Source organism: Kosakonia sp. Marseille-Q7440, from assembly GCF_965119485.1.
In genome coordinates, this window is sequence record NZ_CBCPLT010000004.1 from 1 (window position 1) to 19,223 (window position 19,223).

The window sequence follows — 19,223 nt, forward strand, 5'->3', positions numbered from 1 at the left end:
CCTGCTGACAACCCCTAATTTCAAAAAACTTTTCAACCGTCTCTTTTTTGCTCAAAACAGCCCTAAACAGCCAGTTTTTCGAGCCTTTCGAAGCCATAGCGCTGCAAAACGGGCAGTAATTGCGCAGTTTCCGGCGTTAAAGCCATGCAATAGGCAATATTACTGTCAGACGATTTAGCCTCCGGCGCTTCATGCTCCAGCAGCCAGGCGGTACGCCGCGCAATAGCCGAACCGGAATCGATCAGCCGCGTCCCTTCCGGCAGCACCTGCAACAGCTCTTCTTGTAGTAGCGGAAAATGGGTACAACCCAGCACCACGGTATCCGGCGGCTCCTTCATCCGCAGCCACGGGCGCAGAATACGGCGCAACTCCTCAAGCGGCACAGGTTCGCCGTGCAGTTTGCCCTCGGCCAGCTCCACCAGCTCAGCGGAACCCAGCATTTCGATCCGGCACTCATTAGCGAAGCGCGCGATCAATTCATGCGTATAAGGACGCTTCACCGTCCCGCGCGTCGCCAGCAGGCCCACGATGCCGTTTGCCGTTAACCGCGCCGCAGGTTTGATCGCCGGCACCACACCCACTACCGGGAAGGTGAACTTCTCACGCAGCGCGGGTAGCGAAACGGTGCTTGCTGAGTTACAGGCAATAATGGCCAGAGAGAGGGGGTAGCGCGCCTGAACGGCGGAAACAATCTCGACAACACGCTCAACGATAAACTCCTCGCTCTTCTCCCCATAGGGAAACGCGACGTTGTCGAAGGTGTAGATATAGTGCAAGTCCGGCAGGAGCTGCCGGATCTCGTCATACACGGAAAGCCCACCGACACCGGAGTCAAACACCAGCACGGTGGGCCGCGCGTCAGAAGGTGTAGCTGCCAGACAAGGTGTATTCCCGTCCTGCAGTTTGGTAACCATATGCTGTCTCGTACTCTTTATCGAACAGGTTGGCGATTTTACCACGAACTGTCAGGTGAGAGGTTACAGGATATGAGGCAGAAAAATCGACGGTGCTATAACTTGGCAGAATACGTTGCTGCGGATTGTAGGCTGACGAACCGTTATCGTAACGACGACCGAAATACTCCCAGGCCACGTTCATATCTACATTGAAGAGAGACCAGTCCAGCTCATACTTCGCCTGACGCTTGGCGCGGCGCGGCAACACTTCATTGGTCGCATCATCACGCGGATCTATATATTGCAGCGTAATACGGTGAGAGAAAATCCCCGTATCAATGTTGCCTGTCCATTCCACCCCTTTAATGGTGGCCGAGTTGACGTTGTAATAGGTCGTATTGCTATAACTAATGAGATTATCTATCTCATAGCGGTACGCCGAGAGACGCCAGTCCAGCGGACCGGTAAGCCCTTCAATGCCCGCTTCCCACTGTTTCGACTCTTCCGGCTTCAGGTCTGGATTCGACGCAATGCCAAACCGCTTCGCGCCGAACTGCTGGCCCAGCGACGGCGCAAGGAAACCGGTGCCGTAAGAGAGCGTCAGGCGATAGTCCGGTACAAACTCCCATCCTGCCGCCGTCTGCCAGGTGCCGTGCCAGCCAAACGTATCATCTTTATCTTCGCGACCGGACGCCTCAAGCGTCACATCGCCTAACTGCTTCATCCCCGTCAGATAGAGCCCGGTGTTATCGCGATCGTAGGCATCGCGGCTGGTCTCGTTGGACGACACCAGGCGCTCCTGCTTCCAGTCTACGCCTGCGCCAACCGAGCCTTTGCCGATATCAACGTTATTAGCCCACTGAATGTAGCGCTGCTCCAGCTCATCCAGCGTTGTACCTTCATGGTATCGGCCATAGATGCTGCTGTAGTTGTAGTCTTTGCTTTTTTGATAGCTCGCCAGCAGCTGAGAGGAGTAAATACCCTGGCGGAAGTTGAGCCCGGTATCCCAACCCTGGGCATAGAGCTGACGCTCATCAGCGCTGTACTCCGGCGAAAATGGCGGGCTGCCGAGGTCATAGTCCACGTTATTGCTGAAGTCATACCCGCGGAAGAAGCCGTCAAAATTGTCGTTAAACGTATGCTGAACGCTGCCCCAGAAGGTTTTGTTCCGGTAGCCGTCGCGATCCTCGTCATGATCCCAGCTTGAACCGGGCTGAACGTTAAACCCGCGCGTGCCGGTATAGGAGGCCGCACCGGTCACCACCGTGTCGCCAAAACGCTGGCGCACCGTACCGTCGTAGGTTTGATATCCCTTCGAACCGATGCCAGCGTTAATTTGTGATTTCTCATCGCCCGTCAGAGTAATGATATTTACCACGCCACCAATCGCGCCGGAGCCATACACCGTCGAGCGCGGCCCGCGGATGTACTCCACGCGCTGCACCAGCGAGAGCGGGATCTGGTTGAGTTCGGGACTGTTGCTGATACCGGAACGACCAACCGGCACACCGTCAATCATCAGCAGAAGATGTTTGGCTTCCGTACCCCGCACATAGACAGAAGAGAGCTGCCCGAGACCGCCGCTTTGCGAAACATCGATGCCCGGGAGACGGCGTAGAACCTCTATCAATGAACGCGACTGCCAGCGATCGATCTCTTCACGCGTAACAATTTCCGTCGGCGCCAACACGGTTTTAAGCGGTTGTTGAAAACGGTTTGCTGTCACCACTAACTGATCCTGACCGCTATCCTGCGCCCAGCCGGAAAACGCCGTGACGGAGAGCGCCGTCAGCAGCGAAGCTTTTTTTATCATTATGTAAGCATCCACATAATAAGAAGGATGCCGCAGGTTCCATCAATAGCTCGCGATGATGACAACCAGATGCGACGTATGCCGGCAGGTCTTCGGGCTCGGAGGTACTACGAAAGGCGACTTCCCACCCGCAGGCAGTGTCTGGCCTCTCACCTTTATCCTTACCGCTGCGCGTCAGCCCCAGATTTGCACTGGGTTCCCTTTTAACTCACAGGACCGGAAAAAGGATGCTACATTCCGTTACATATAGATGTCCAGACTGCTACGGGACTATTTCGTTGCGCCGCAGGCTGGACATCCCGTGAGCAATCCCTACAATCCCCGCGTTATTCATAATCTCTCAGGAAGCATCATGACCCCAGAACACCTGCCGACAGAACAGTACGAAGCCCAGCTGGCCGAAAAAGTCGTACGTCTGCAATCGTTGATGACGCCCTTTTCCGCGCCGCTTCCGGAGGTGTTCCGCTCGCCCGTCAGCCATTACCGCATGCGCGCCGAGTTCCGTATCTGGCACGACGGGGACGATCTCTACCACATCATTTTCGATCAGCAGACCAAATCACGTATCCGCGTCGACAGCTTCCCGGCGGCAAGCGAGCTGATTAACCAATTAATGTCGGTGATGATCGAGGCGGTGCGCGACAACAAAACCCTGCGCCATAAACTCTTCCAGATTGATTACCTGAGCACCCTGAGCAACCAGGCGATCGTCACGCTGCTCTATCACAAGAAGCTGGATGCCGAGTGGCAGGAAGAGGCCACGCGCCTGCGCGATGCATTACGCGCGCAGAACCTGAATGTGCAGATTATTGGCCGCGCCACCAAAACCAAAATCGAGCTGGATCAGGATTTCGTTGATGAGCGTCTGCCGGTTGGCGGCCAGGAGATGATCTACCGCCAGGTAGAGAACAGCTTCACCCAGCCGAATGCGGCGATGAATATTCAGATGCTGGAGTGGGCGCTGGATGTCACGCGTGGGTCGAAAGGCGATCTGCTGGAGCTTTACTGCGGTAACGGCAACTTCTCGCTGGCGCTGGCGCGTACTTTCGATCGCGTGCTGGCAACAGAAATTGCCAAACCTTCGGTTGCGGCGGCGCAGTACAACATCGCAGCCAACCAGATTGATAATGTGCAGATTATCCGCATGTCGGCGGAGGAGTTTACCCAGGCGATGAACGGCGTACGCGCCTTTAACCGCTTACAGGGCATTGATTTGCAGAGCTACCAGTGCGAAACGATTTTCGTCGACCCACCGCGCAGCGGGCTGGATGCGGAAACTGAGAAGATGGTGCAGGCTTACCCGCGCATCCTTTATATCTCCTGCAACCCGGAAACGTTGTGCAAAAACCTGGAAACATTAAGCCAGACGCATACGGTTTCACGCCTGGCGCTGTTTGACCAGTTCCCCTACACGCACCATATGGAGTGCGGCGTCCTGCTGACGCGCAAGTAATCGCGATGCCGGAGGTGATAAAACGCCCTCCGGCTTACCGCTTACTCGGAATCGGAAGCTTCGTACTGACGGCTGCGGTTGCGCAGGCGAAAGCCAATCCAGAAGACCAGAATTACCGCCAGCAGCGCGGGCAGGAAGTTGGAGCCCATATCCGGATACTCAGCGCGCACCACGGCGCTATAGAGCAGCACACCGAGAATAAAGCAGGCCGCTGAAAGACCCGGTAAACCTACCGGCATGGTGCGATTCTGGTAGCGCTGATGCAGACAGTAGATCGTCAGCACCAGCGAGATAATCGGAAAGAGCGAAAAGGGTACGAGGGAGCTAAACACGGCGGTAAACGTGCCGTTAATCGACAAACCGGCGATCAGCGCCAGCAGCAGCGTACCTTTCTCTTGACCTGACTGTTTCATCATTCATCCTTCACTCGTCGGTTGTTGCGCCATTTTTTCCTGTTCGCGGCGATACCAGTAATATGCGCCCTTTGAAATCATACGCAGCTGTAAAACCAGCCGCTCTTCCAGCTGTTTGCGCTGCTCAGCGCTCACGTCCAGCGCTTCCGCACCGGCGTTAAAGACGATGGTGACCATCGCTTCAGCCTGCGCTTCCGTAAAGGCGCGCGGCATGTGGTTTTCGAGTTCTAGGTAATCGGCAAGTTCCGCAATGAAGTGCTGGATCTCGCGCGCGACCGCTGCACGAAACGCGGCTGACGTTCCGGAGCGTTCACGTAAAAGTAGCCGAAAGGCGTTCGGGTTATTGCCGATAAACTCCATAAAAGTGGAGACCGACGTGCGGATCACGCTGCCGCCTTTGGCAATTCGCTGACGTGCCTGGCGCATCAGCTGGCGCAGCATCAGGCCGCTCTCATCGACCATCGTCAGGCCGAGTTCATCAACGTCGCGGAAGTGCCGGTAAAATGACGTTGGCGCGATGCCCGCTTCACGAGCCACTTCCCGCAGGCTCAGGCTGGTAAAACTTCGCTCAGCGCTCAGTTGGCTGAATGCGGCTTCAACCAGTGACCGCCGCGTTCTCTCTTTTTGTTGCGCTCTTACACCCATCACGATGTTTGAATCCTTCCAGGGGCCCGCTGGCACTATACCAGAGAATAAATCCAAACCGATTGTACTGGATTGTGACGGATTGTTTACGCGCAGATTCTTCTTTTTCAGCGGAAAAAAGCACAGTGATAATTGGGTTATCCCGTGGTTAATGTTAGTATTATGTTGCTTTTATGTATAAGAACAGGTAAGCCTTACCATGCCACATTCCTACGATTACGATGCAATAGTGATAGGCTCCGGTCCCGGCGGCGAAGGCGCAGCCATGGGCCTCGTTAAACAGGGAGCCCGGGTAGCGGTTATTGAGCGCTACCACAATGTCGGCGGCGGCTGTACGCACTGGGGCACCATCCCCTCGAAAGCGCTCCGTCACGCAGTCAGCCGTATTATCGAATTTAACCAAAACCCGCTCTACAGCGACCATACCCGCCTTCTTCGCTCCTCTTTCTCCGATATCCTGAACCATGCCGAAAGCGTGATTAACCAGCAAACGCGTATGCGTCAGGGTTTTTACGAGCGTAACCACTGCGACATTCTGGAAGGCAACGCGCACTTTATTGATGACCACACGCTGGGGCTGGAGTGCCACGATGGCACCGTTGAAACCCTGACGGCGGAGAAGTTTGTCATCGCCTGCGGCTCGCGCCCTTATCACCCGGATGACGTCGATTTCGCGCACCCGCGCGTCTACGACAGCGACTCGATTCTCGATATGCACCACGAACCTCGCCACGTGATTATCTATGGCGCAGGGGTTATCGGCTGTGAATATGCGTCCATCTTCCGCGGTATGAATGTGAAGGTCGACCTGATCAACACCCGCGACCGCCTGCTGGCGTTTCTCGATCAGGAGATGTCCGACTCCCTCTCCTACCACTTCTGGAACAGCGGCGTGGTGATTCGCCACAACGAAGAGTATGAGCGCATTGAGCCATTGGATGATGGCGTCATCATGCATCTGAAATCGGGTAAGAAGCTGAAAGCGGACTGCCTGCTCTACGCGAACGGCCGCACCGGGAATACCGACAGCCTGCAGCTTGCCAATATCGGGCTGGAAGCGGATAGTCGTGGTCAGTTGAAGGTCAACAGCATGTACCAGACCGCGCTGCCGCATATCTATGCCGTAGGCGATGTGATTGGTTATCCGAGCCTGGCGTCAGCGGCTTACGATCAGGGGCGTATCGCCGCGCAGGCGATGATCAAAGGTGAAGCCACCGCGCATCTGATAGAGGATATCCCGACCGGGATCTACACCATTCCGGAGATCAGCTCCGTCGGGAAAACCGAACAGCAGCTCACCGCCATGAAAGTGCCTTATGAAGTGGGCCGTGCGCAGTTTAAACACCTCGCGCGTGCGCAAATCGTCGGCATGAACATTGGTACGCTGAAGATTCTGTTCCACCGTGAAACGAAAGAGATTTTGGGGATCCACTGCTTTGGCGAGCGCGCGGCCGAGATTATTCATATCGGCCAGGCGATTATGGAGCAGAAAGGTGGCGGTAACACCATTGAGTACTTCGTTAACACCACCTTCAACTACCCAACCATGGCGGAAGCCTATCGGGTAGCTGCACTGAACGGCCTAAACCGCCTGTTTTAAGCCATTGTCGAAATGGCCATCCATCGCGCCGCGGATGGCCTCTGCCAGCTGCTCATAGCGGCTGCGCAGCGGCGAGCCCGGTCGATAAACCAGCCCAACGGTACGCTTCGGCTCCGGCTTAATGCACGGTAAGTAGACCACGCCATCACGTTTACGCTCGCGCGGAACGGCAAGCGCTGGCAGCAGCGTGATGCCGCTCCCGGCCGCGACCATATTACGCAGCGTTTCCAGGCTGGTTGCGCGGAAATGGGTATCCTCATCCGCGCCCGCTTCAAAGCAGAAGCCCATCGCCTGATCGCGCAGGCAGTGCCCATCTTCCAGCATCAGCAGCTTTTCACCCGCCAGATCGGCCATTGGCACGCATTCACGGTTCGCCCAGGCGTGATCTTCGTAAATAGCCAGCATCATCGGCTCGTCAAACAGCGGCACTTCAATAAAGGCTTCGCTCTCTTTGACCAGCGCGAGGATCGCGCAATCGAGCTTGCCGCTATCAAGCTGCGCCAGCAGCTGCTGCGTCTGCGCTTCGTGCAGATACATCTCAAGTTTCGGGAAGGTTTGATGCAGCAGCGGAATAATATGCGGCAGCAGATAGGGGCCTACGGTCGGGATCAGCCCGATATGCAGCGGGCCGGACATGGCTTCACCCTGCTGGCTTGCCATCTCTTTCAGCACCTTGACCTCGCGCAGTACCGTGCGCGCCTGGTCCACCAGCAGCAATCCAGCCTGGGTAAAGAGAACTTTGCGGCTGGTGCGCTCAAGCAGCATTACGCCCAGTTCATCTTCCAGTTTGCGGATCTGCCCGCTCAGCGTAGGCTGGCTGACGTGGCACGAGTCGGCTGCACGGCGAAAATGGCGGTGTTCCGCTAACGCCACCAGGTATTCAAGATCACGAATATTCATCTTCATCCTCCGTCGCCACGATAGTTCATGGCGATAGATAGCATAGCAACGAACGATTATCCCTATCAAGCCTTCTATACAATAATTGGCTCCAGGAAACGTAGCGGTACTGTGTTCTACCCTAACCAGTCACCCTTTTCACTACCGTTTCTCTCTGTACAACTAAAGCCAACGTGAACGTTTTGCGGACCCCGTGTCCGCTTTTTTTTGCATAAAAAAGCCCGGCGTTACGCCAGGCTCATTTCGTTTCCACGCTTATCTCACACCAGGCGCGCTTTCGCTTCAGCAATCGCCCGCGCAACCTGCGTCGGGGAAACGCCCCCTTTCGCCGCGCGTTTATCGAGGCACGATTGCAGAGCAAGGATTGGGTAAACATCGTCGCCAATCACCGCACTGAACTGTTGCAGGTCGGCAAGTGCCAGCTCCTCCAGCGGTTTACCCTGACGAATCGCCTCTACCACAGCCTCACCAACAATATGGTGCGCTTCACGGAACGGCACGCCTTTGGCGACCAGGTAATCTGCCAGCTCGGTCGCATTGGCGTAACCCTGCTGCGCCGCTTCCTGACAACGCGGACGTTTCACCTGAATACCATCCAGCACCAGCGTCGCCATATGTAGGCAGTCAAGCCAGGTATCGAGCGCGTCGAACAGCCCCTCTTTATCTTCCTGCATATCTTTGTTGTAGGCCAACGGCAGCCCTTTCAGCGTCATCATCATGCCGGTCAGCGCCCCCTGAACACGGCCACATTTGCCGCGGATCAGTTCCAGCGCATCCGGGTTTTTCTTCTGCGGCATTAAAGATGAGCCGGAAGTAACGCGATCGGAAAGCTCAACAAAGCCCGCTTCGCCGGAGTTGAAGAAGATCAGATCTTCGGCAAAACGCGACAGGTGCACCATGCCAATCGAGGCATCGGAGAGCAGTTCAAGTACGTGATCGCGATCGGAAACGCTGTCCAGGCTGTTACGGGTGGCCGACGCAAAACCTAACCAGCCCGCCAGCTGTTCGCGATCGATCTCATAGGCGGTGCCCGCCAGCGCCCCGCAGCCCAGCGGGCTGACATCCAGACGCTTCAGGGCATCCTGCAAACGGCTCTCATCGCGGGCCAGCATCTCAACGTAGGCCAGAGACCAGTGCGCAAAAGTGACCGGCTGGGCGCGTTGCAGGTGCGTATAGCCCGGCATGACAGCGTCCTGGTTGTTCTCGGCGGTCACCACCAGCGCGCTCTGTAACTGACGGTTCGCCAGCAGCAGTTCGCTGATGGTCTCTTTGCACCACAGTTTTAAATCCGTCGCGACCTGATCATTACGGCTGCGGCCGGTGTGCAATTTCTTGCCCAGCTGGCCCACTTTGTCGATCAGCTTCCCTTCCACCCAGCTATGAATATCTTCCGCGTCGCTTTGCAGGATCTGCTCCGGGTTGGCGCGAACCTCTTCCAGCAGGGTGTTCAGCGCCTCTTCCAGCTGCTGCTGCTCGGCTTCGCTCATCACGCCAACGGTGACTAACGCTTTGGACCAGGCCACAGAGCCAACGATATCCTGCTCCGCCAGGCGGTAGTCAAAGCGCAAAGAGTCGTTGAACTGTTTGAACCGTTGATCCGCTGCCTGAGTAAAACGCCCGCCCCAAAGTGCCATAATATGCTTCCTTCTTTTTCTACGTTTTGCCGGATGGCGCCTGCGCTAATCCGGCCTACATAAGTGTGTCTGTGATTAAGCCAGAATACGGGTGCCGATCGGCGTGCCGTTAAACAGCGCCGGCAGTTGCTCGGCGTGACGCCAGGAGGCGATATCCACCGGACGACCCAGCGTGCGCGCCGCATCCAGCGCTGCATTCACTTTCACGATCATGCCATCGGTAATAATGCCCTGGGCAATCAGCTGTTCTGCTTTAGCTGCGGTCATCTCGGCGATGCGCTGGCCTTTGCCATCAAGGATACCGCTCACGTCGGAGAGCAGAATCAGATCTGCGCCAAGGGTCGCCGCCAGCGCCGTTGCCGCCTGATCGGCGTTAACGTTCATCAGCTTGCCTTCATCGGTCACACCGATGGAGCTGACGACCGGCAGGAAACCGCCCTCCAGTAGGGTGTTAATCAGCTTCGGCGAGCCAGGCTGCGCTAAACCGACATGGCCAAGCTCTTCATCCAGCTGGGTAACGCTGACGCTGTCGCCATCGCCAAGGAACAGACCAACCGAGGCGATATGGTGTTTCTTCGCCCACGCCAGCAGCGTTTTGTTGGCGGTGCCCGCCAGCGCGCCGGTAATGATGTCAATCTGATCGGCAGGCGTCACGCGCAGGCCATTCTTCTTCTTCACCGGCAGATTGAGCTGCTTCATTAACTCATCCACCACGCAGCCGCCGCCGTGAACGATCACCAGCGGGCGCTGATGGGCTTCGCGGTACTGCACCAGGGCAGTAAACAAACGCTCCAGCGCTTCTTCGCTATCCAGCAGTACGCCACCGAGCTTAATAATTAATGGATTCATCATCACGCCTGTTCGATTAGATAAGAGACTGGGTTTCAGCATAGCCGAAACGAATATTGGCACACTGCATCGCCTGCGCCGCCGCGCCTTTCAGCAGGTTATCTTCCGTCGCCACCACAATCAGGTGCTCGCCCTGCACGGCAAAGCCGATGTCGCAGAATGGCAGGCCGACCACGTTTTTCAGCGCCGGGACGCCTTTTTCATACAGACGCACCAGCGGTTTGCCGTCGTAAGCCTGTTTGAACACAGCCGCGATTTGTGCATGGGTCACGCCCGGTTTTAAGCGGCAGGTGATGGTTTCCAGGATCCCACGCGGGAAGCTTGCCAGATGCGGCGTGAAGATCACGTCCGTACCGAGATGCGTGGCGATTTCCGGATGGTGGCGATGGTTGAAGATGCCGTACGGCTGCAGGCTCACTTCACAGAAGCTGTTAGAGAGCGCGGCTTTGCGCCCTGCGCCGCTAACGCCGCTGGTGGCATTGATCACCGGCCACTGATTAAGATCCAGCAGGCCCGCATCGATCAGCGGTTTTAACGAGAGCTGCGCCGCTGTCGGGTAGCAACCTGGCACGGCAACCAGCTGCGCCTCTTTGATTTTGTCATGGTTCCACTCCGCCAGGCCGTAAACCGCTTTTTCGAGCAGATCGGCATGCTGATGGGTAAAGCCATAGAAGGTTTCATAAAACGCGGGATCGTTCACGCGGAACGCGCCAGAGAGATCGAACACCACGCAGCCAGCCGCCAGGCAATCTGGCACCAAATCGTGGCTCACTTCGTGGGCGGTTGCGAGGAACACCACATCCACACCGGCCAGAAAATCCTTGATATCGGCCATCGGCTGCAGCGGCAGATCGACAATGCCCTTCAGCTGCGGATGTAAATCGGAGAGATATTTTCCTGCATCATTACTTTGCGCAGAAACCGTCAAAGCGGTTATGTTCATATGAGGATGGCGATTTACATAGGACACAAGTTCTGCGCCGGCGTAACCGCTGGCACCCACAATTAATGTGTTCAACATCGGTGCGGTCTACCTTCTTACGTCATGTTCGGATCTGGAAGGGTGCGTTCTCCCTCCCGCGTCGCTGAGCAAAGTCGCCTTACGGGTTCCCATACGCTCAACATTATTGTATTTTTATGCACATTTACTGCATGAATATTGATACTATCACGAACTCAGGTATGTCAACAATGAAAATGAATTTGCCGCCATTTATCGAGATCTACCGCGCCCTGATTGCCACTCCGTCGATCAGCGCAACGGAAGAAGCACTCGATCAGAGTAATGCGTCTTTAATCAATCTGCTGGCAGGATGGTTTGGCGATCTTGGGTTCACTGTTGAAGTGCAGCCGGTACCCGGCACACGTAACAAATTCAATATGCTTGCCAGCGTCGGCAGCGGCGCGGGCGGGCTGTTATTGACCGGCCATACGGACACCGTGCCGTTTGACGATGGGCGCTGGACGCGCGATCCCTTCACCCTGACCGAGCATGACAACAAGCTCTACGGCCTTGGCACAGCGGATATGAAGGGTTTCTTCGCCTTTATTCTTGATGCCCTGCGTGACGTCGATGTGACAAAACTGAGCAAGCCGCTCTACATCCTCGCTACCGCTGATGAAGAGACCAGCATGGCGGGTGCGCGCTACTTCTCTGAGAATACGCAGCTGCGCCCGGATTGCGCGATTATCGGCGAGCCAACCTCACTGCAGCCGGTTCGCGCCCATAAAGGCCATATCTCCAACGCCATTCGCATTCTTGGCCAGTCTGGACACTCCAGCGATCCGGCGCGCGGCGTCAACGCTATTGAGCTGATGCACGATGCCATCGGCCATATTCTGACCCTGCGCGACAACCTGAAAGAGCGTTATCACTACGAGGCGTTCACCGTTCCCTATCCAACGCTTAACCTCGGTCATATTCATGGTGGTGATGCGGCAAACCGAATCTGCGCCTGCTGTGAATTACATATGGATATTCGTCCGCTGCCAGGGATGACGCTTGACGATCTCAACGGTCTGCTTAATGAAGCGCTGGAGCCGGTCAGTTCCCGCTGGCCGGGCCGCCTGAATGTTTTTGAACTCCATCCGCCAATCCCCGGTTACGAATGCCCGACGGATCATCAGCTGGTGGAAGTGGTGGAAAAACTGCTTGGCGTTGAAACGGAGGTGGTGAACTACTGCACCGAAGCGCCGTTTATCCAGACTCTCTGCCCGACGCTGGTCCTCGGCCCTGGCTCCATTAACCAGGCGCACCAACCGGATGAATACCTGGAAACGCGCTTTATTAAGCCAACGCGCGAGCTTATTACCCAGGTTGTGCACCATTTCTGTTGGCATTAAGCGCGGCAAAACAGATAAATATTCCCCTCTGCTGAGGGGATTTTTATGCGCCAAAATAGTGCATTTCATAAGCGAAACTTATCTGCAGCGAAGGGTGTTAACTTTCATAAATTCCCGTGATTTATTCGTTTGCTGAACCGATTTCGCCGCAATTGACGTAGTGAGTTTTACGTGGCTTTATAAAAGACGGTGTCTTATATCTGCTCAACGGCGGGTATAACAAAACAAAATGAGATGGGGTGTCTGGGGTAACATGAACGAACAATATTCCGCGTTGCGTAGTAATGTCAGTATGCTCGGCAAACTGCTGGGAGATACCATCAAGGATGCACTGGGCGAGAACATTCTCGACCGCGTCGAAACAATCCGTAAGCTGTCCAAATCTTCTCGCGCCGGCAACGAAACCGACCGCCAGGCACTGCTCACCACCTTGCAGAATCTCTCTAATGATGAGCTGCTGCCGGTGGCCCGCGCATTCAGCCAGTTTCTGAATCTGGCGAACACCGCTGAGCAGTACCACAGCATTTCAGCGAAAGGCGAAGCGGCCAGCAACCCGGAAGTGATTGCCCGCACCATCAGAAAGCTGAAAGACCAACCTCATCTCAACGAATCCACCATTATCAATGCGATTGAATCCCTCTCGCTGGAGCTGGTACTGACCGCCCACCCGACTGAGATCACGCGTCGCACCCTGATCCACAAAATGGTGGAAGTGAACGCCTGTTTAAAACAGCTCGATAACAGCGATATCGCCGATTACGAGCGCCACCAGCTGATGCGCCGTCTGCGCCAGCTGATCGCCCAGTCCTGGCACACGGATGAGATCCGCCGCAATCGCCCAAGCCCGGTTGATGAAGCGAAGTGGGGCTTTGCGGTGGTGGAAAACAGCCTGTGGGAAGGGGTGCCAAACTACCTGCGCGAGCTGAACGAACAGCTGGAAGAGAACCTTAATTACAAGCTGCCGGTCGATTTTGTCCCGGTGCGCTTTACCTCCTGGATGGGCGGCGACCGCGACGGCAACCCGAACGTCACCGCCGATATCACCCGCCACGTTCTGCTGCTTAGCCGCTGGAAAGCGACCGATCTCTTCCTGAAAGATATCCAGTTGCTGATTTCCGAGCTGTCGATGGTTGAGTGTACCGATGAGCTGCGCGAACTGGCCGGTGCCGAAGGCGCCCGCGAGCCGTATCGTTACCTGATGAAAAAGCTGCGCAGCGATCTGATCGCGACGCAGAGCTGGCTGGAAGCGCGCCTGAAAGGGCAGAAGCTGCCGAAGCCTGCCGGGCTGCTGACGCAAAACGAGCAGCTATGGGAGCCGCTCTACGCCTGTTATAAATCCCTGCAAGCCTGCGGCATGGGCATTATCGCCAACGGCGAACTGCTTGATACCCTGCGCCGCGTGAAGAGTTTCGGCGTGCCTTTAGTGCGTATCGATATTCGCCAGGAGAGCACCCGCCACACCGAAGCGCTGGGCGAGCTGACCCGCTATCTCGGCATCGGCGATTACGAAAGCTGGTCAGAAGCCGATAAACAGGCCTTCCTGATCCGCGAACTCAACTCCAAACGTCCGCTGCTGCCGCGCCAGTGGGAGCCAAGCGAAGAGACGCGTGAAGTGCTCGACACCTGCCGGGTGATCGCCGAAGCGCCGCGCGGATCGATTGCCGCCTATGTGATCTCGATGGCGAAAACGCCGTCCGACGTGCTGGCCGTCCATCTGCTATTGAAAGAGGCGGGTATCGGCTTCGCGCTACCGGTTGCACCGCTGTTTGAAACCCTTGATGACCTGAACAACGCCAATGACGTGATGAGCCAGCTGCTCAATATCGACTGGTATCGTGGCTTTATTCAGGGCAAACAGATGGTGATGATTGGCTACTCCGACTCCGCGAAAGATGCGGGCGTGATGGCCGCCAGCTGGGCGCAGTACCAGGCACAGGACGCGCTGATCAAAACCTGTGAGAAAGCGGGCATTGAGCTGACGCTGTTCCACGGTCGCGGTGGATCTATCGGCCGCGGCGGCGCACCGGCGCACGCGGCGCTGCTCTCGCAACCGCCTGGCAGCCTGAAAGGTGGTCTGCGCGTCACCGAGCAGGGCGAGATGATCCGCTTTAAATATGGTCTGCCGGAAGTGACCATCAGCAGCCTCTCCCTCTACACCAGCGCGATTATGGAAGCCAATCTGCTGCCGCCGCCGGAGCCAAAAACCGAATGGCGTCACATTATGGATGAGCTGTCGGCCATCTCCTGCGAGATGTACCGTGGTTATGTGCGCGAAAACAAAGACTTTGTGCCCTACTTCCGCTCGGCAACGCCGGAGCAGGAGCTGGGCAAGCTGCCGCTGGGTTCGCGTCCGGCGAAGCGCCGCCCAACCGGCGGCGTCGAGTCGCTGCGCGCCATTCCGTGGATCTTCGCCTGGACGCAGAACCGCCTGATGCTGCCGGCCTGGCTCGGCGCGGGCGCGGCGCTGCAAAAAGTGGTGGAAGATGGCAAACAGAGCGAGCTGGAGGCAATGTGCCGCCACTGGCCATTCTTCTCTACGCGCCTTGGCATGCTGGAGATGGTCTTCTCGAAAGCGGATCTGTGGCTGGCAGAGTATTACGATCAGCGCCTGGTAAAACCAGAGCTGTGGCCGCTGGGCAAAGAGCTGCGTAAGCTGCTGGCAGCCGATATTAAAGTGGTGCTGGATATCGCCAACGATTCGCATCTGATGGCCGATCTGCCGTGGATTGCTGAATCTATCCAGTTACGCAATATCTACACCGACCCGCTCAACGTCCTGCAAGCCGAGCTGCTGCAACGCTCGCGTCTGGCAGAAGAGCAGCAAAAAGAGCCTGATAGCCGCGTCGAGCAGGCGCTGATGGTGACTATCGCTGGCGTCGCCGCCGGGATGCGTAACACCGGCTAATCCTCTCGCCCCGCTTTTGTTAACCGATTGCAGCATTTTTATCTTTTGGGTAAAAATGCTGCAAATTATGGTTGTCATATATCCTTCACATTTCTTATATTCCTCGCGAAATTCTCACGCTTTGATGAGTTTCTCTACAACTTATCCGCCTGAATGATGAGATTCAGGTTTGCTTAAGCTTTAGCCGCTATGTTTTAGCGCTATTTATTCGCACAGGCACTTCGTATGCGCTCCACACAAACTCACGCTAAGCAACCGTTTAGTGTGAAAGCCCTTGGATGGGCTCTGCTCTATTTTTGGTACTTCTCCACGGTTCTGCAGGTCGCTATCCTGGTTAGCGGATACAGCGGCACCAATGGTTTTCGCGACTCCATTCTCTTCAGCTCACTGTGGCTGATCCCGGTCTTCCTCTTCCCACGCTATACGCGCGCCATTGCCGCAGCCATTGGTGTGGTGCTGTGGGCCACCTCGCTGTCGATGCTCTCCTACTACGTCATCTACGGGCAGGAGTTCTCGCAGAGCGTGTTGTTTGTGATGTTCGAAACCAACACCCATGAAGCGAGCGAGTTTTTAGGGCAATACTTCAGCCTGAAGCTGGTGCTGATTGCGCTGGCCTACACCGCGGGCGCGATCTTCCTCTGGACTCGCCTGCGTCCGGTTTACATTCCTAACCCGTGGCGCTGGGTTGTCTCTTTCGCCCTGCTGTATGGGCTGATCCTCAATCCGATTGCGATAAACATGCTGAAATATAAGCAGGATCTCGCTAAGGCTGCCTCAGGATTAGCCTCCAAGCTGGAGCCTGCCGCGCCGTGGCAGCTGGTGATGGGTTATGTACAGTATCGTAACCAGTTGAGTAGCCTGAACAGACTGCTCGACAGCAACCACGCCCTGCCGCCGCTGGCAAACCTGAAAGATGAGTCGGGCGATGCACCGCGCACACTGGTGCTGGTGATTGGTGAATCGACGCAGCGTGGCCGCATGAGCCTGTATGGCTACCCGCGCGAAACCACGCCGGAGCTGGATGCGCTGCATAAAAGCGACCCGCGCATGAGCCTCTTTACTAACGTAGTGACTTCGCGCCCCTACACCATTGAGATCCTGCAACAGGCGCTGACGTTCGCCGATGAGCAGCATCCCGATCTCTATCTGACACAGCCCTCGCTGATGAACATGATGAAGCAGGCCGGGTACAAAACCTTCTGGATCACCAACCAGCAGACGATGACCGAGCGCAACACCATGCTGACCGTCTTTTCAAAACAGACGGATGTGCAGTTCTATATGAACCAGCAGCGTACGCAGAGCGCCCGCGAATATGACACCAACGTGCTGAAGCCGTTTAAAACCGTGCTCGCCGATCCTGCGCCGAAGAAGTTCATCATTGTGCACCTGCTCGGCACGCATATTCGCTACGACTTCCGCTACCCGCAGGGCTGGGGCAAGTTTACGGATAAGCACGACCATCAACCGCCGGGGCTGGATGCCGATCAATCCGAGACTTACAACAACTATGACGATGCCAACCGCTTTAACGATCATGTTGTCTCCTCGCTGATTAATGATTACAAAGCGACCGACCCGAACGGCTTCCTGCTCTACTTCTCCGATCATGGCGAAGAGGTGTATGACACGCCGCCGCACAACATTCAGGGGCGTAACGAAGCGGAGCCGACGCGGCATATGTACACCATTCCGTTTATCCTCTGGACTTCGGATAAGTGGCAAGCGGCGCATCCGCGGGATTTCTCCGCCGATCTCAACCGTAAATACAGCAGTTCGCAGCTGATCCACACCTGGTCTGATTTAGCAGGCCTGCGCTACGACGGCTATGACGCCACGCGCTCGGTGGTCAGCCCGCAGTTCGTTGAAGCGACGCGCTGGATCGGTAACCCGTATAAGAAAAACGCGTTACGGGATTACGACGCGCTGCCGTACGGCGATCTCCCCGCCAACCAGTAAGCGTGTAAAGCCATCCCATCGGGATGGCTTTTTTTATGGCCTGGCGCTATGGTGAGCCTGTTTTTTTGTCGCAGGAACATCATGAGCCACGATATTGCGTCTCTCCTCTCCCGACTGATCCACGGCCCGACAACGGTTGGGCAGATTCGCTTTGCGGCGGTGAATGCAACCGCGCCTGCGCTTGCCTGCCAGGTTGATTTCCCACGCCTTGAAATTGTGCTTGAGGGGGCGCTGACCGATTCGGCGATCGCTGGCGAAACGGCATTAATGATGCAGCATGATGTGCTTTACGTTCCCGCTGGCGGCTGGAACTGCCCGCGCTGGCTGGCCCCGGCCAGGAGCTTAAGCGTGCTGTTTGGCAAACAGCAACTCTGCTTTAGCCTTACGCAGTGGGATGGCGCAGCACTACAGACGCTGACCCGGCAGCATGTAGCCCGGCGCGGCCCGCGCGTAGGCTCCTTTCTGCTGCAAACGCTGCATGAAATGCAGATGCAGCCGGATGAGCAGCACACGGCGCGGTTGATTGTCACCAGCCTGCTGAGCCACTGCCACGATCTGCTCGGCAGCCAGATCCATACCGCATCGCGCAGCCAGGCGCTGTTTGAAGCCATTCGTGATTATATCGACGAACATTACGCCATGCCGCTCACCCGCGAGTCGGTCGCGCAGGCGTTCTACATCTCGCCCAACTACCTCTCCCATCTGTTCCAGAAAACCGGCGCGGTCGGCTTTAGTGAATATCTCACCCACACCCGGCTTGAGCATGCGAAAACGCTGCTTAAAGGCTACGACCTGAAAATCAAAGAGGTGGCGCACAGTTGCGGGTTTGTCGACAGCAACTACTTCTGCCGCCTGTTCCGTAAAAACACCGAACGCTCGCCCTCGGAGTATCGCCAGCACTACCACAGCCAGCTACGAAACAAATAACTCCTGCACTGGATTTTTGTACGCTTTTCTACCCGCTTCTGCTCTACGCTCCGCGCCTGAAGCCGCTTTTCATCAGGCCGCACTGCATTTTGTGAGCGCTGTCGCACTTCATTCGCATGCGTACATTTGTCCAGTGTTTGGCAGAAATGTTATATAGCCGCCGCCGCCCCGCAGACCGTATGCTTTCGCCAGATCATATTGATGAGGAAGCAGGATGGAACTCTATCTGGATACGGCCGATATCGCGGAAGTGGAGCGCCTTGTGCGCATCTATCCGCTGGCTGGTGTCACCACCAACCCGAGCATTATCGCCGCCGGTAAAACCCCGCTCTGGGAGGTATTACCGCGCCTGCAACAGGCAATAGGTGCGAACGGGACGCTCTTCGCCCAGGTGATGAGCCGCGATGCAGAGGGCATGGTAAGCGAGGCGAAAAGGCTTCATCACGCGCTGCCGGGTATCGTGGTTAAAATCCCGGTAACGGGCGAAGGGCTGGCGGCGATTAAGCAGTTGAAAAAAGAGGGGATCGTTACGCTCGGCACGGCGGTGTATAGCGCGGCGCAGGGCTTACTGGCGGCGCTGGCCGGAGCCAAATATGTCGCGCCCTATGTTAACCGCGTCGATGCGCAGGGCGGTGATGGTGTGCGCATGGTGCAGGAGCTGCAAACCCTGCTGAGCCTGCATGCGCCGGAGAGCAAAGTGCTGGCGGCGAGCTTCAAAACCCCGCGCCAGGCGCTCGACTGTCTGCTCGCCGGGTGCGAGGCGATTACCCTGCCCGTCGATGTGGCGAAACAGATGCTCAATACGCCCGCCGTTGAATCCGCCGTCGAGAAGTTCGAGCAGGACTGGCAAAGCGCGTTTGGCAGCCTGAGCCTGTAATTTTCCGCG

At 56.5% G+C, this 19,223-nt stretch carries 15 protein-coding genes and 1 riboswitch; of the genes, 7 read left to right on the forward strand and 8 right to left on the reverse strand.

What is annotated here, in order from left to right; all coding sequences use genetic code 11:
• Positions 1-62: 62 nt before the first annotated feature.
• Both murI and btuB read right to left on the reverse strand, forming a co-directional pair.
• Positions 63-914, reverse strand: coding sequence for a glutamate racemase (murI, locus tag ACWPW2_RS21805; RefSeq protein ID WP_023479359.1), 852 nt, complete (start codon positions 912-914; stop codon positions 63-65).
• Positions 859-2,709: a TonB-dependent vitamin B12 receptor BtuB gene (gene btuB, locus ACWPW2_RS21810; protein ID WP_454125414.1), complete on the reverse strand. Its 1,851-nt coding sequence runs from the start codon at positions 2,707-2,709 to the stop codon at positions 859-861. Before btuB ends, murI begins: the two co-directional genes overlap by 56 nt.
• A gap of 66 nt (positions 2,710-2,775) precedes the next feature.
• Positions 2,776-2,945: riboswitch (cobalamin riboswitch) on the reverse strand.
• A gap of 116 nt (positions 2,946-3,061) precedes the next feature.
• Between btuB and trmA the strand changes: the two genes are divergently transcribed.
• Positions 3,062-4,162, forward strand: coding sequence for a tRNA (uridine(54)-C5)-methyltransferase TrmA (trmA, locus tag ACWPW2_RS21815; RefSeq protein WP_454125416.1), 1,101 nt, complete (start codon positions 3,062-3,064; stop codon positions 4,160-4,162).
• A gap of 41 nt (positions 4,163-4,203) precedes the next feature.
• On the opposite strand, the gene ACWPW2_RS21820 is transcribed toward trmA, so the two are convergent.
• Together ACWPW2_RS21820 and fabR are read right to left on the reverse strand one after the other, a co-directional pair.
• On the reverse strand, positions 4,204-4,575 hold the full coding sequence (locus ACWPW2_RS21820; RefSeq protein WP_023479341.1) for a YijD family membrane protein: 372 nt from the start codon (positions 4,573-4,575) through the stop codon (positions 4,204-4,206).
• Between the two features lie 3 nt (positions 4,576-4,578).
• Positions 4,579-5,223, reverse strand: coding sequence for an HTH-type transcriptional repressor FabR (gene fabR / locus ACWPW2_RS21825; protein WP_034812619.1), 645 nt, complete (start codon positions 5,221-5,223; stop codon positions 4,579-4,581).
• Positions 5,224-5,419: 196 nt separating this feature from the next.
• On the opposite strand from fabR, the gene sthA reads away from it, so the two are divergent.
• Positions 5,420-6,820: a Si-specific NAD(P)(+) transhydrogenase gene (gene sthA, locus ACWPW2_RS21830; protein WP_023479370.1), complete on the forward strand. Its 1,401-nt coding sequence runs from the start codon at positions 5,420-5,422 to the stop codon at positions 6,818-6,820.
• Here sthA and oxyR read toward each other — a convergent pair.
• From oxyR to argC, 4 genes are all read right to left on the reverse strand, one after another.
• On the reverse strand, positions 6,803-7,720 hold the full coding sequence (gene oxyR / locus ACWPW2_RS21835) for a DNA-binding transcriptional regulator OxyR (RefSeq protein WP_124970916.1): 918 nt from the start codon (positions 7,718-7,720) through the stop codon (positions 6,803-6,805). The two genes, sthA and oxyR, sit on opposite strands and share 18 nt — an antisense overlap.
• 260 nt (positions 7,721-7,980) lie before the next feature.
• Positions 7,981-9,354 (reverse strand): argininosuccinate lyase, encoded by a 1,374-nt coding sequence (gene argH / locus ACWPW2_RS21840; RefSeq protein WP_454125418.1) that lies wholly within the window; start codon positions 9,352-9,354, stop codon positions 7,981-7,983.
• 75 nt (positions 9,355-9,429) lie between these two features.
• Entirely contained in the window at positions 9,430-10,206 is a 777-nt protein-coding gene (gene argB, locus ACWPW2_RS21845) for an acetylglutamate kinase (protein ID WP_124970922.1), read from the reverse strand.
• Between the two features lie 13 nt (positions 10,207-10,219).
• Positions 10,220-11,224: an N-acetyl-gamma-glutamyl-phosphate reductase gene (gene argC / locus ACWPW2_RS21850; RefSeq protein ID WP_454125420.1), complete on the reverse strand. Its 1,005-nt coding sequence runs from the start codon at positions 11,222-11,224 to the stop codon at positions 10,220-10,222.
• Positions 11,225-11,394: 170 nt separating this feature from the next.
• Here argC and argE point away from each other — a divergent pair, with 170 nt between their 5' ends.
• The 5 genes from argE to fsa all read left to right on the forward strand — a co-directional run bounded on the left by argE (position 11,395) and on the right by fsa (position 19,214).
• On the forward strand, positions 11,395-12,546 hold the full coding sequence (gene argE, locus ACWPW2_RS21855) for an acetylornithine deacetylase (RefSeq protein WP_454125422.1): 1,152 nt from the start codon (positions 11,395-11,397) through the stop codon (positions 12,544-12,546).
• Between the two features lie 253 nt (positions 12,547-12,799).
• Entirely contained in the window at positions 12,800-15,451 is a 2,652-nt protein-coding gene (gene ppc / locus ACWPW2_RS21860) for a phosphoenolpyruvate carboxylase (RefSeq protein ID WP_454125424.1), read from the forward strand.
• 225 nt (positions 15,452-15,676) lie between these two features.
• A complete protein-coding gene (locus ACWPW2_RS21865; protein ID WP_023479358.1) occupies positions 15,677-17,410 on the forward strand; it encodes a phosphoethanolamine transferase CptA in 1,734 nt (577 codons plus the stop codon).
• A gap of 81 nt (positions 17,411-17,491) precedes the next feature.
• Positions 17,492-18,337 carry a helix-turn-helix transcriptional regulator gene (locus ACWPW2_RS21870; protein WP_279794782.1) on the forward strand — a complete coding sequence of 282 codons (846 nt, stop codon included), beginning with the start codon at positions 17,492-17,494 and terminating at the stop codon, positions 18,335-18,337.
• A 214-nt stretch (positions 18,338-18,551) separates the two neighbouring features.
• Positions 18,552-19,214 carry a fructose-6-phosphate aldolase gene (gene fsa, locus ACWPW2_RS21875; protein WP_454125427.1) on the forward strand — a complete coding sequence of 221 codons (663 nt, stop codon included), beginning with the start codon at positions 18,552-18,554 and terminating at the stop codon, positions 19,212-19,214.
• Positions 19,215-19,223: the final 9 nt, after the last annotated feature.